This window comes from Streptosporangium sandarakinum (assembly GCF_013409935.1).
In the GTDB taxonomy this organism is placed as follows: Bacteria; Actinomycetota; Actinomycetes; order Streptosporangiales; family Streptosporangiaceae; genus Streptosporangium; species Streptosporangium nondiastaticum.
In genome coordinates, this window is the sequence record NZ_JACCCO010000003.1 from 1145584 (window position 1) to 1157871 (window position 12288).

A 12288-nucleotide genomic window follows, 5' to 3' on the forward strand; every position below is an offset into this window, starting at 1 on the left:
CGCCTTCGCGCCCGGGAGCATTCGCGCCGGAGAAGAGGGCGGGAAAAGAAGAGTGGGAAAAGAAAGGCGACGCCGGGTGGTTACGGGGGCAAACCACCCGGCGTCGCTTCATCGGCGTTCCGACGGGGGCCCGGAACGCCGGCACCAGTGCCCCGACGGGGGACCAGGGCACTTGGCTAAAGCGTACACCTACTACCCCCGAGGTACGTCAAGAGTTAGTCACGACCCGATCTCGCGTCGGTGGCGTGGTATTTCGCTCTGTCCCGTTTCGTGCATGTCCGAGTCAACCGGGACGCCCTTCTGCGGGGCGTTGGCCCCGATCACGGCAACGTACGGCAAAAAGATCGCCCCCGCGAAGAGCAGGAGCCGCACGGGCAGCGGGGCGGGCACCGTGAAGGCGAGGATCAGGCAGACCAGCCGGATCCCCATTTTGATCAGGTAGTTCTTCTCACGCTTGCCGATGTCCTCGGTCAGGGACGGGCGGGCATCGGTGACCTGGTGGACCGTCCGGCGCTTGTGCCATACCTTCACGTTTCCAACCTAGACCCCGGCCGGGGCGGGTCCAACCCGGGCCCCGCGGACGGCCGTGCGATCATGGCCCTGGAGGAGGACGGTATGACGGATCGAACGTACCGGGTGACCGAGATCGTCGGCACCTCGGAGGAGAGCATCGAGGCGGCCGTCCGCAACGGCATCCGGCGCGCCTCACAGACCCTGCGCCACCTCGACTGGTTCGAGGTGACCGAGGTCAGGGGGCACATCGTCGACGGTGAGGTCGGGCACTTCCAGGTCGGGCTGAAGGTCGGCTTCCGCCTGGAGGACGCCTGACCGTACGGCGGGGCCCCGGAGCGGGGCCCCGCCGTACGGCGGAGACGGTCAGCTGGCCTGGCTGACCGTGGACATGTTGAAGTCCGGCACCCGGACCGGCGGCATGACGGTGCGGGTGAAGTAGTCGTTCCACTCCCGGGGCAGGGTCCGCACGGCGGCGCCGACCTCGGTGAGGCGGCCCAGGAGGTCGACCGGGCTCTCGTTGAAGCGGAAGTTGTTCACCTCGCCCACGACCTCGCCGTTCTCCACCAGGTAGACGCCGTCGCGGGTCAGCCCGGTAACCAGCAGGCTCTGCGGGTCGACCTCGCGGATGTACCACAGGCAGGTGAGCAGCAGGCCGCGCTCGGTGGAGGCGATCATCTCCTCCAGCGACCGGCCGCCCCCGGGCCCTTCCATGAGGAGGTTGTCGACGGCCGGGGTCACCGGAAGGCCGGTCAGCTCGGCCGAGTGCCGGGTCTGGATCAGGCCGGACAGCGCACCGCCGGAGATCCAGTCGGTGGGCGCCAGCGGCAGGCCGTTGTCGAACACCGAGCTCTGCCGGCCGGAGGAGTGCGCCACCACGAACGGCGCGCACTCGGCGCCCGCCGCGGCCGGGTCGCTGTACAGGCGGACCGGAAGCCGCGCCAGCGACTCCCCGACGCGGGTGCCGCCGCCGGGCTTCGCGAAGACCGTGCGGCCCTCCATGGCGTCCCGGGCGCCGGCCGTCCAGTACATGTAGATCATGAGGTCGGCCACCGCCGACGGCGGGAGCAGCGTCTCGTACCGGCCCGCGGGCAGGTCGATCCGCCGCTTGGACCACTCCAGCCGCCGGGCCAGTGAGGCGTCCAGCGCCGCCACGTCGACGTCGGTGAAGTCACGGGTGGCCACGCCCGTCCAGGCCGAGCGCTTCATGTCGGCCGACTTGGCGTTGAGTTCCAGCCGGCCGGTGGGCTGGGTGTGACGCAGCCGGGTCCCGGCCGAGGTGCCGACGTAGGTCGTGGTCACGATGTGCTCGGCGAAGCCGTACAGCCTGCGCCCGCCCGCCTCGGCGGCGGCGAACGCCTCGCCCAGCGCGGGGGCGAAGGCGCCGAACACCCCGATGGAGGTGGGTTCGGCGGGGTCGTCCCAGTCGGCCGAACGGGTCCCCTCGACCAGAGGCCGGGCGTCCTCGGCCGGGGCGGCGTCCTCGGCGGCGTGGTCGGCCTCGGCGACGATGCCGGCGAGCTGCTCGGGGCGGACCGCCGACCGCGAGACCACGCCCACGCCGCGCCCGGCCACCGAGATCACGGTGAGCCGCGTCGAGCGGGTCACGCCGTTGGTGGTCAGCGTGTTGCCCGCGAAGCGCAGGTTGGCGCTGGAGCTCTCGTCTGCGATCACCACGACGTCGTCGGCCGTGGAGAGGTCGAGAGCCTTCTCGATCATCTCCTGGGGGCTCACTTGCCACTCTCCTTGAGGGTGTTGAGGATGCGCACGCCGCGGAAGAGCGCCGACGGGCAGCCGTGGCTGACCGCGGCGATCTGGCCGGGCTGGCCCTTGCCGCAGTTGAACGCGCCGCCCAGGACGTAGGTCTGCGGCCCGCCGACGGCCTCCATCGACCGCCAGAAGTCGGTGGTCGTGGCCTGGTAGGCGACGTCGCGGAGCTGCCCGGCGAGCCGGCCGTTCTCGATCCGGTAGAACCGCTGGCCGGTGAACTGGAAGTTGTACCGCTGCATGTCGATGGACCAGCTCTTGTCGCCCACGACGTAGACGCCGCGCTCCACGCCGGAGATCAGCTCCTCGGTGGAGGGGCCGCCGTCGGCGGGCCGCAGCGAGACGTTGGCCATGCGCTGCATGGGCATGTGCCCGGGGGAGTCGGCGAAGGCGCAGCCGTTCGAGGCGCCCAGGCCCTTGAGCAGCGCCATCCGCCGGTCGAGCTGGTAGCCGGTCAGGATCCCGCCGGAGACGATGTCGAACTCCCGGGTCGCCACGCCCTCGTCGTCGTAGCCGACGGTCGCCAGGCCGTGCTCGACCGTGCGGTCGCCCGTCACGTTCATCACCGGCGAGCCGTACACCAGCGAGCCGAGCCGGTCGAAGGTGGCGAAGCTGGTGCCGGCGTAGGCGGCCTCGTAACCCAGGGCCCGGTCCAGCTCGGTGGCGTGCCCGATGGACTCGTGGATCGTCAGCCACAGGTTCGACGGGTCGACGACCAGGTCGTAGTCGCCGGCCTCGACGGAGGGCGCCTTGAGCTTCTCGGCGAGGTGCTCGGGGAGGGCGGCCAGCTCGGCGGGGAAGTCCCAGCCGGTGCCGGTGAGGTACTCGTAACCCCGGCCGGCCGGCGGGGCGAGGGTGCGCATCGAGTCGAAGCGGTCGTCCTCGACCTTCGTCGCCTCCAGGTACGGGTGCAGGCGCACCCGCTGCTGGGTGGTCACCGTTCCGGCGGTGTCGGCGTAGAACTTCTGTTCCTTGACCTGGTTGAGGTAGGCCCGGACGTGGTCCACGCGGGGGTCGCGCAGCAGGCCGTCCGACCACTCGGCGAGCAGCGCCGCCTTGTCGCGCGCCGGCACCTCGAACGGGTCGATCTCGTAGGAGGAGACCCAGGTGACGTCGGCGTGGACCGGCTCGGGGGCCAGCTCGACGGGCTCGCGGTTGACCGCCGCGGAGACGACCGCCACCTCCACCGCCTGCTCGGCGACCCGCGCCGCCGCCTCGGGGGTGAGGTCGATGCCCGCGGCGAAGCCCCAGGTGCCGTCCTTGACGACCCGTACGGCGTAGCCCAGGTCGTCGGCGTCCATGGAACCTTCCAGCGAGGCGTCCGACAGCCGCAGCACCTCCGACCGGATGCGCTCCAGCCGGAAGTCGGCGTGTTCGGCGCCGAGGTCGCGGGCGCGCTGCAGGGCCGCGTCGGCCAGCCGTCCCAGGGGAAGGGCGAGGAAATCGGAGTCGATCTGGCGCATGTCGACGATCCTAGCCCTGTGATCTTGTCCCTGGCGGACAAGAGGTTTACCCCCCGGTAGCCGATAGCGTCACTTTCATGGCTCGATCTGTTCTCGTAACCGGCGGCAATCGCGGCATAGGCCTCGCGATCGCCCGCGAACTCGCCAGGGCCGGTGACTCGGTCGCCGTGACGTACCGTTCCGGGGAGCCCCCGGAGGGCTTCCTCGCCGTGCGGTGCGACGTGACCAGCGCGGCCGACGTCGATGAGGCGTTCGGAAAGGTCGAGGCCGAGCAGGGCCCGGTCGAGGTGCTCGTCGCCAACGCGGGCATCACCCGCGACACCCTGCTTCCGCTGATGAAGGAGGACGCCTTCACCGACGTCATCGACGCCAACCTGACCGGCGCCTACCGGGTGGTCAAGCGCGCCACCCGCGGCATGCTGCGCCTCAAGCGAGGCAGGGTGGTGCTGATCTCCTCGGTGGTGGCCATGCTGGGCTCCGCCGGCCAGACCAACTACGCCGCCTCCAAGGCCGGCATGATCGGCTTCGCCCGCTCCGCGGCGCGCGAGCTCGGCTCGCGCGGCATCACCGTCAACGTCGTCGCCCCGGGCTTCGTGGAGACCGACATGACGGCCGCGCTGGAGGAGGCGCACCAGGAGCAGATCCGTAAGAACATCCCGCTGGGCCGCTACGCGAGCGCCGACGAGGTCGCCCGCGTGGTCAGGTTCCTGGCGAGCGAAGACGCCGCCTACATCACCGGGGCGGTCATCCCCGTCGACGGCGGCCTGGGAATGGGGCACTGAGCATGGGAATCCTCGAAGGCAAGCGCATCCTGGTCACCGGCGTGCTGACCGAGTCCTCGATCGCCTTCTCCGTGGCGAAGATGGCCCAGGAGGAGGGGGCGCAGGTCGTGCTGACCGGCTTCGGCCGGCTCAGCCTGGTCGAGCGGATCGCCAAACGGCTTCCCGAGCCGCCGCCGGTGATCGAGCTCGACGTGCAGAACACCGAGCACCTCGACTCGCTGGCCGACCGGGTCGGCGAGCACGTCGGGGGGCTCGACGGCGTCGTCCACTCCATCGGCTTCGCCCCGCAGAGCTGCCTGGGCGGCAACTTCCTCAACACGCCGTGGGAGGACGTCGCCACCGCCCTGCACGTCTCCACCTACTCGTTCAAGGCGCTCGCCCAGGCCTGCCTGCCGCTGATGAAGGAGGGCGGCGCGATCGTCGGCCTCGACTTCGACGCCAGCAAGGCCTGGCCCGTCTACGACTGGATGGGCGTGGCCAAGGCCGGCCTGGAGTCCTGCTCCCGATACCTCGCCCGCGACCTCGGCGGGCACGGCATCCGGGTCAACCTCGTGGCGGCCGGGCCGCTGCGCACCATGGCCGCCAAGAGCATCCCGGGCTTCACCGAGTTCGAGGACAGCTGGCCCGGCAAGGCACCGCTCGGCTGGGACCTGGGCGACACCGTGCCCGCCGCCAAGGCGTGCCTGGCGCTGCTGTCCGACTGGTTCCCCGCCACGACCGGCGAGATCGTACACGTCGACGGGGGCGTGCACGCGATCGGAGGCTGACGGGCCGTACGGCGGGCGGAAGCAGGGAGGGCGGCGCGATCGGGCCGGCCTCCCCTGTCTCCGGCGCCTCCCGGACCCACGCGCTCCGCTCCAGGCCGAGCCCCGGCCACCGGTGTGGCGAGGCGCGACGCACCCCCAGGACCTGGCGGCCCTCCGCGGACGCGTCCACGCCGTGTGCCGGTCGTCCGCTCAGAGGCGGGAGGCCGATGCCGTCCGGTGGCGGCCCAGCCGCAGCGGCTCGAACGGCATCGACTCCGCGCCGCCGCGCCGGACGTACAGCAGGCGGACCGCGAGGATCGCCACGACGAGCAGCACGATGGTGAGCGCCGTGCCGGCCGGATCGGACGACCGGGTGGGCCTGACGGGCCGGTCCGAGGGCATCCGGTCGCGCAGCTCGCGCATCCCGGCGCCCGGCCACAGCAGCTCCACCCGCGGAGCCTCGGGGTCGGCCACCGGGGGGGACGGCTCGGCGGTCACCGGCCCGGAGCCCGTGTCGTGGACGGCCGGGACCGCCGTCGGGCGGACCGGTCCGGACGGCGCGTCCCGCCGTACGGCCTGCTCGGGATCGCCGCTCCGCGAGGGGCGGGGGAGCGGCCTCGCGGTCGGCCGGGCCTCGCTCGAAGGAGGCTTCCGGACGGAGCGCTCGGCCGGGTCCGCGCATCCGGAGGAGGCCGCGGGGGCGCAGGCGCCGGCGGAGGCACGGGGCGCGGCGGTGGCCGGTCCGGCCGCGCCGTCTCCCGGCGTGGAGGGGTCCTCGCCAGGGCCGGCGGACCGGGAGGTGGCGCCTGAGGTCTCCGCTCCGGTGCCGGTGGTGACGCCGACGTCGGCCTCGACGCCGAGGCGGGAGTCGCCGGTGCCGGTGGTGGTCTCGGCGGTGACGCCGAACCGTCCGGTGTCCACCGTCTCGGCCGCGCGGTCCACGACGCCGTCCACCGCCTTGCCGACGGTGTCGCCGACGGTGCCGAGGGTGTCGCACAGCCCGCCGGTCACGCCGCCCAGCGGGCCCCGGCGCTCGCAGCCCGGCTGCGCCGACCACGCGGCGGCCCCCGCGGGCGCCGCGGCGGCCAGGAGGAGGGCTCCGATCAGCGCGAGCACGAGCGCACCGGCCGAGATCGCAGTTCGCAACGGTCCCCCTCGCCCAACGTCGCCTCGCCGGCCATCGGGCTCCCCCCGATGCGCCAATCGACAGTTTTGCGGGAAGGGCCGGTCTCGCCAGATGAAGGGACGATTCGGTATCGACGCGTGATAAACGAGATCGATTCTGGTTCTGTCCCGTCTTGTTCCGCCCGCCTCACGCGAACAGCTTCACGCGAGCAGCCTCACGCGGACCGTCGCGCGCGGGTCACCGTGACCGGGCCGCCGCGGGCGAACGCCGGTCCGGACGGCGCGTCCAGTCGGCCTCAGTCGGCCGAGACGTCGTCCAGCGCCTCCCTGATCTCCAGGGGCAGCGTCAGCTCCTCGGACTGGAGCGCTCCGGAGAGCTGGGCGGAGGTGCGGGCGCCGACGATGGCCGCGACGACCCCCGGCTGGTCGCGCACCCAGGACAGCGCGACCGAGAGCGGCGAGACGCCCAGGCCCTCGGCCGCGGTCGCCACCGACTCCACGACCCGGCGCGACCGCTCGTCCAGGTACGGCTTGACGAAGTCGGCGAAGTGCGGGGTGGCCGCCCGTGAGCCGGCGGGGACGCCCGTGCGGTACTTGCCGGTCAGGACGCCCCTGCCGAGCGGGGACCAGGCCAGCACGCCGGCGCCGGCGTACTCGGCCGCCGGGATCAGCTCGCGCTCGGCGTCCCTGGCCAGCAGGGAGTACTCGACCTGCGCCGCGACGATAGGCGCCCGGCCGGGGACCGCCCGCTGCCCGGCCGCGGCCGCCGCCAGCTGCCAGCCCGTGTAGTCGCACACCCCCGCGTACGCCGCCCGCCCCGACGCCACGATGGTGTCCACCGCGGCCAGGGTCTCCTCCAGCGGCACCTCGGGGTCGAAGGCGTGCAGCTGCCACAGGTCCACCTCGTCCACGCCGAGGCGGGCCAGCGAGGCGTCGGCGGCGGCGATCAGGTGCCGCCTGGAGGCGTCCCGGGGCCGGCGGCCGGCCGGGGTGAGCACGGCCTTGGTGGACAGCACCAGCCGCGACCGCGGCACCGTGTCGCGGAGCAGCCGGCCCAGCAGCTTCTCGGTCTCGCCGTCGGTGTAGACGTCCGCGGTGTCGATGAGCGTGCCGCCGGCCTCGGCGAAGGCGCGGAGCTGGGCCGCGGCCTCCTCAGCGGCGGTGTCGCGCCCCCACGTCATCGTCCCCAGTCCGAGGCGGGAGACCGACAGCCCGCTCCGGCCCACATAGCGCTGCTCCATGATCCGGCCAGGTTACCGTCCGGCCAGTTAAAAGTAGTGGAGCGCCGCCTGCAAGACTTGGCCGCGTGACGACCCTGCTGCTGGCCAGACACGGCCTCACCCACCTCACCGGCCCGGTGCTGGCCGGCTGGACCCCCGGAGTCCATCTCAGCGACCGGGGCCGCGAGCAGGCCGGGGCGCTGGCCTCCCGGCTCTCGGCCCTGGACCTCGACGCGATCGTCTCCAGCCCGCTGGAACGCTGCCAGGAGACGGCCCAGGCGGTCGCCGCCGGCCGGGAGACGCAGGTGCGGACCGACGAGCGGTTCGGCGAGTGCCGCTACGGGGACTGGACCGGCCGCCCGCTCGGCGAGCTCGCCGAGGACCCCCTCTGGCCGGTCGTGCAGAACCACCCCAGCGCCGTCACCTTCCCCGGCGGGGAGTCCCTCGCGGCGGTCCAGCACCGCGCGGTGAGCGCTGTCAGGGAGTGGAACGAGCGGCTGGGCCCGAAGGCCGTCTACCTCGTCTGCAGCCACGGGGACGTCATCAAGGCGATCGTGGCCGACGCCATGGGACTCCATCTGGACCAGTTCCAGCGGATAGCCGCCGACCCGGCGTCGCTCACCGCCATCCGCTACACCCCCATGCGCCCCTTCGTGCTCAGGCTCAACGACGTCGGGGGAGACGTGGCCGGGCTGCGGCCCCCCGAGGGCACGGAGGACGCCGGCGGGGGAGAAAACCCGTCCGGAAGCGACGCCGCCGTCGGCGGCGGAGCCGGGACGACGTAAGGTCAGGACTATGCCGGTCTTCGACTACGATCCGCCCGACAGATTCGTGGCCGGTGCCGTTGGGCAGCCGGGATCACGCGCCTTCTTCCTCCAGGCACGGGGACAGGGCGGGCTGACCACCGTCGCCCTGGAGAAGTTCCAGGTCGCGGCGCTGGCCGACCGTCTGGACGAGCTTCTCGACGAGGTGCTGCGGCGCAGCGGGGGCACCGCGGAGGTGCCCGCCGCCGCTCCGCTCGCGCTCACCGACAACGACCCGCTCGACACGCCGATCAGCGAGGACTTCCGGGTCGGCACGATGGCGCTCGCCTGGGACGCCGACGCCTCCATGGTGGTCATCGAGGCCCAGGAGGTCACCGCCGAGGGCGAGGCGTTCGAGGAGGAACTCGCCGAGCCGGCCCTGCTGCGGGTGCACATCACCCCCGGCGCGGCCCGCGCGTTCAGCAAGCGCGCCCTGGCCCTCGTCGCCGCCGGGCGCCCGCCGTGCCCGCTGTGCGGCCAGCCGCTCGACGCCGAGGGGCATATCTGCGTGCGTCTCAACGGTTATCGGGGTAAGAGCGTTTCACCGGGCGAGGGAGGCGAATGAGTGCCGAGAGCGAGCCTGCGCTGAGCGCGGCGCCCACGGCGGGAATGGACGACGAGACCGCGCTGCGTCTGCTCCGCGAGGGGCATCTGGAGATCGCCGGACGGCTGGTCGAGGCGACCAACATGACGCTCTACTGTTCGATCCGGCACGGCGGGCTGGCCGCCGCCTGCGTCTACAAACCCGTACGGGGGGAGCGTCCCCTGTGGGACTTCCCCGACGGCACCCTGGCGGCCCGGGAGGTGGCCGCCTTCGAGGTGTCGGCGGCGACCGGCTGGCGGATCGTGCCGCCCACCGTCTACCGCGACGGCCCCTTCGGCCCCGGCATGTGCCAGCTGTGGGTCGACGCCGACCCCGAGGCCGACCTGATGGCGCTGATCCGCGGGCGCCAGCCCGCCCTGCGTCGGATGGCCGTCTTCGACGCGGTCATCAACAACGCCGACCGCAAGGGCGGTCACCTGCTCCCGCTGCCCGACGGCCACGTCTACGGCGTCGACCACGGCGTCTGCTTCTCCGCCGACGACAAGCTGCGCACCGTGCTGTGGCAGTGGCGCGGCAAGCCCCTGTCGCGCGAGGCCATGAACGTCCTGGCCCGCCTGGAGCGTGACCTGGAGCAGGGCCGGCTCGGCCGCCGGCTGCGCGAGCTGCTCACCCTCGCCGAGGTCGAGGCCACCTGGGTCAGGGTCCGCAGGCTCCTCGACACCGGCCTGCACCCCCTGCCCTCCCAGGACTGGCCCGCCATCCCCTGGCCCCCCATCTGACGTCGCCCGGTGCCGCCCCCGGCTGGAATGAGCCGGTGCCTCACGGCGGTTGAGGTTATTGCCCCTTGTGTGTCCACCGCCCCGAGATGATCGGGGCGGTCTGTCTGCTGGATAGGCTCCCTGATATGAAATCGTGGTCTGCGCCGAAGGTCCCTCCGCTTCCCGGTGCCGGTGTTCCGTTGCGGCTGTTCGACACCGCCGCCGGTGAGGTCGTCCCCACCCGGCCGGGCCCCGAGGCGCGGATGTACGTCTGCGGCATCACCCCCTACGACGCGACCCACCTCGGCCACGCCAACACCTATCTCGCCTTCGACATGGTCAACCGTGTCTGGCGGGACGGCGGCCACGAGGTGCACTTCACCCAGAACACCACCGACGTGGACGACCCGCTGCTGGAGCGCGCCGAGAAGACCGGGATCGACTGGCGTGACCTCGCCGAGCGGGAGATCCGGCTGTTCCGCACCGACATGGAGGCGCTGCGGATCATCCCGCCGCGCGAGTACGTCGGCGTGACCGAGGTGATCGGCCAGGTCGTCGAGCTCATCGAGACCCTGCGCGACAAGGGCGCCACCTACGACCTCGACGGCGACGTCTACTTCGACGTCGCCGCCGCCCCCAAGTTCGGCGCCGTCTCCGGATACTCCGAGGAGACGATGCTGGCCCTGTCCGCCGAGCGGGGCGGCGACCCCGGCCGGGAGGGCAAGAAGCACCCCCTCGACTGGCTGCTCTGGCGCGCCGAGCGCCCCGGTGAGCCCTCGTGGCCCTCGCCGTTCGGGCCGGGCCGGCCGGGCTGGCACGTCGAGTGCACCGCGATCGCGCTGGCCAACCTCGGCAGCGGTTTCGACGTCGCGGGCGGCGGCTCCGACCTGATCTTCCCGCACCACGAGTGCGGCGCCCACGAGGGGCACGTCGCCTGCGGCGAGTGGCCCTTCGCCAGGGCGTACGTGCACGCGGGCATGGTCGCCCTGGACGGCGAGAAGATGTCGAAGTCCAAGGGCAACCTCGTGTTCGTCTCGCGGCTGCGCGAGGAGACCGACCCGATGGCCATCCGGCTGGCCCTGCTGGCCCACCACTACCGCGCCGACTGGGAGTGGACCGACGGCCAGCTCGCCGCCGCCGAGGCCCGGCTGGCCCGCTGGCGCTCCGCCGCGGCGCTGCCCGCGGGCCCCGAGGCCCTGGCCCTGCTCGGCGAGGTCCGCGCCCGGCTGGCCGACGACCTCGACACCCCCGGGGCGCTCGCCGCGGTCGACGCCTGGGCGGAGGAGGCCCTGGCCGGCGGCGGGGCCGAGCCGCAGGCGCCCGCGCTGGTCCGCGACCTCACCGACGCCCTGCTGGGCGTCTCCCTCTAAAGCCGCCTCACCGGCCGGCCGAGCCGACACCGGCCTCGCCGGTCCCGTGCGCGGATGTCACGCGGGACCGGGGCGGGGCCTCGGGCGCCGCCGGTCCGCGACACGTCGCACCGGGCCCGGCGGGGAGTCAGGCGCCACCGGAAGGCGTCGCGCCGGATCCGCCGGGACCTCAGGCGCCGCCGGTCCCGGCGGGACGGCCGGCCCGGAACGCGTCGCCGGTCCGGAAGGTGTCGCGGTAGGTCTGCGGTGCGACGCCGACCAGGCGGCGGAAATGCGGGCGCAGCGCGACGCCGTTCGCGAAGCCCACCCGGCGGGCGACCTCGTCCACACTCGATCCGGTGCCCTCCAGCAGCCGTTGAGCCTGCATGACACGCTGCGCCAGCAGCCACTGCAACGGCGAACTGCCGGTCAGCGCCCGGAAGCGCCGGTCGAAGCTGCGCCGGCTCATGAACGCCCGGCCCGCCAGGGCGTCCACGTCGAGGCCGGGGTCGTCGAGGTGCCGGATGGCGTGGGCGAGCACCTCGCCCAGCGGGTCGCCGGTCTCCGGATCGGGCAGGGGCCGCTCGATGTACTGCGCCTGCCCGCCGCTGCGCTGCGGCGGGACGACCATGCGGCGGGCGATCGCACCGGCCGCCCGGGCCCCGAACCGGCGCCGCACCAGGTGCAGGCAGGCGTCGATGCCGGCGGCCGTGCCCGCGGAGGTGAGGATGTCGCCGTCGTCGACGAACAGGACCGACGCGTCCACCCGCACCTCCGGGTGGAGGGCCGCGAGGGTGGGCGCGAACATCCAGTGGGTGGCGGCCCGCCTGCCGTCGAGGAGTCCCGCCGCCGCCAGCACGAACGCCCCCAGGCACAGCCCCACTACCACGGCGCCGTCGGCGTGCGCGGCCCGCAGTGCGCCGAGCACCGTCTCCGGCGGCCGCTCGTCGGCGATCCGCCAGCTCGGCACGACGACCGTGGAGGCCGTCTCCAGCGCCTCCAGCCCGTGCGGGGCGCGGAACGTGACGCCCGCGCTGGTGCGCAGGGGCCCCGGGTCGCAGGCCACCGCGCGCACGTCGAACCGGGGGACGCCGGCGCCGGGGCGGCCGCCGCCGAAGACGCTGATCGGCACGCTGGTCTCGAACAGCGGCGCGCGGTCGAACATCAGCACCGCGACGGCCAGCGGGTCACGCGCGCTCATCGAGCCCCCACATCGCCTTC

The 12288-nt window shown here is 73.3% G+C and carries 13 protein-coding genes; 7 read left to right on the top strand and 6 right to left on the bottom strand.

The window, feature by feature from the left end; translation table 11 throughout:
- Positions 1 to 219: 219 nt before the first annotated feature.
- Positions 220 to 531 (bottom strand): DUF3099 domain-containing protein, encoded by a 312-nt coding sequence (locus HDA43_RS31480; protein ID WP_179828057.1) that lies wholly within the window; start codon positions 529 to 531, stop codon positions 220 to 222.
- An 84-nt stretch (positions 532 to 615) separates the two neighbouring features.
- Here HDA43_RS31480 and HDA43_RS31485 point away from each other — a divergent pair, with 84 nt between their 5' ends.
- Complete coding sequence (locus tag HDA43_RS31485) at positions 616 to 828, top strand: dodecin (protein WP_179828059.1); 213 nt, start codon at positions 616 to 618, stop codon at positions 826 to 828.
- A gap of 48 nt (positions 829 to 876) precedes the next feature.
- Here the strand turns inward: HDA43_RS31485 and HDA43_RS31490 are convergent, their stop codons facing one another.
- Positions 877 to 2244: a metallopeptidase TldD-related protein gene (locus tag HDA43_RS31490; protein WP_312873633.1), complete on the bottom strand. Its 1368-nt coding sequence runs from the start codon at positions 2242 to 2244 to the stop codon at positions 877 to 879.
- Positions 2241 to 3740 carry a TldD/PmbA family protein gene (locus HDA43_RS31495; protein WP_179828060.1) on the bottom strand — a complete coding sequence of 500 codons (1500 nt, stop codon included), beginning with the start codon at positions 3738 to 3740 and terminating at the stop codon, positions 2241 to 2243. Before HDA43_RS31495 ends, HDA43_RS31490 begins: the two co-directional genes overlap by 4 nt.
- A gap of 77 nt (positions 3741 to 3817) precedes the next feature.
- On the opposite strand from HDA43_RS31495, the gene HDA43_RS31500 reads away from it, so the two are divergent.
- Positions 3818 to 4522 (top strand): beta-ketoacyl-ACP reductase, encoded by a 705-nt coding sequence (locus HDA43_RS31500; RefSeq protein ID WP_179828062.1) that lies wholly within the window; start codon positions 3818 to 3820, stop codon positions 4520 to 4522.
- A 2-nt stretch (positions 4523 to 4524) separates the two neighbouring features.
- Complete coding sequence (fabI, locus tag HDA43_RS31505) at positions 4525 to 5289, top strand: enoyl-ACP reductase FabI (RefSeq protein ID WP_179828064.1); 765 nt, start codon at positions 4525 to 4527, stop codon at positions 5287 to 5289.
- A gap of 189 nt (positions 5290 to 5478) precedes the next feature.
- Here the strand turns inward: fabI and HDA43_RS31510 are convergent, their stop codons facing one another.
- Together HDA43_RS31510 and HDA43_RS31515 are read right to left on the bottom strand one after the other, a co-directional pair.
- Positions 5479 to 6414 carry a hypothetical protein gene (locus HDA43_RS31510; RefSeq protein WP_179828066.1) on the bottom strand — a complete coding sequence of 312 codons (936 nt, stop codon included), beginning with the start codon at positions 6412 to 6414 and terminating at the stop codon, positions 5479 to 5481.
- 275 nt (positions 6415 to 6689) lie between these two features.
- A complete protein-coding gene (locus HDA43_RS31515; protein ID WP_179828068.1) occupies positions 6690 to 7634 on the bottom strand; it encodes an aldo/keto reductase in 945 nt (314 codons plus the stop codon).
- 65 nt (positions 7635 to 7699) lie between these two features.
- Between HDA43_RS31515 and HDA43_RS31520 the strand changes: the two genes are divergently transcribed.
- The 4 genes from HDA43_RS31520 to mshC all read left to right on the top strand — a co-directional run bounded on the left by HDA43_RS31520 (position 7700) and on the right by mshC (position 11088).
- The gene (locus HDA43_RS31520) at positions 7700 to 8398 is read left to right on the top strand and encodes a histidine phosphatase family protein (protein ID WP_179828070.1); all 699 of its coding nucleotides are present in this window, start codon (positions 7700 to 7702) and stop codon (positions 8396 to 8398) included.
- A gap of 10 nt (positions 8399 to 8408) precedes the next feature.
- Positions 8409 to 8981, top strand: coding sequence for an Rv2134c family protein (locus tag HDA43_RS31525; RefSeq protein ID WP_179828073.1), 573 nt, complete (start codon positions 8409 to 8411; stop codon positions 8979 to 8981).
- On the top strand, positions 8978 to 9739 hold the full coding sequence (locus tag HDA43_RS31530; protein ID WP_179828075.1) for an Rv2133c family protein: 762 nt from the start codon (positions 8978 to 8980) through the stop codon (positions 9737 to 9739). Before HDA43_RS31525 ends, HDA43_RS31530 begins: the two co-directional genes overlap by 4 nt.
- A gap of 125 nt (positions 9740 to 9864) precedes the next feature.
- Positions 9865 to 11088 carry a cysteine--1-D-myo-inosityl 2-amino-2-deoxy-alpha-D-glucopyranoside ligase gene (gene mshC / locus HDA43_RS31535; RefSeq protein WP_179828077.1) on the top strand — a complete coding sequence of 408 codons (1224 nt, stop codon included), beginning with the start codon at positions 9865 to 9867 and terminating at the stop codon, positions 11086 to 11088.
- A gap of 169 nt (positions 11089 to 11257) precedes the next feature.
- Here the strand turns inward: mshC and HDA43_RS31540 are convergent, their stop codons facing one another.
- Positions 11258 to 12268 carry a GlxA family transcriptional regulator gene (locus HDA43_RS31540; RefSeq protein ID WP_179828079.1) on the bottom strand — a complete coding sequence of 337 codons (1011 nt, stop codon included), beginning with the start codon at positions 12266 to 12268 and terminating at the stop codon, positions 11258 to 11260.
- Between the last annotated feature and the right edge of the window lie 20 nt (positions 12269 to 12288).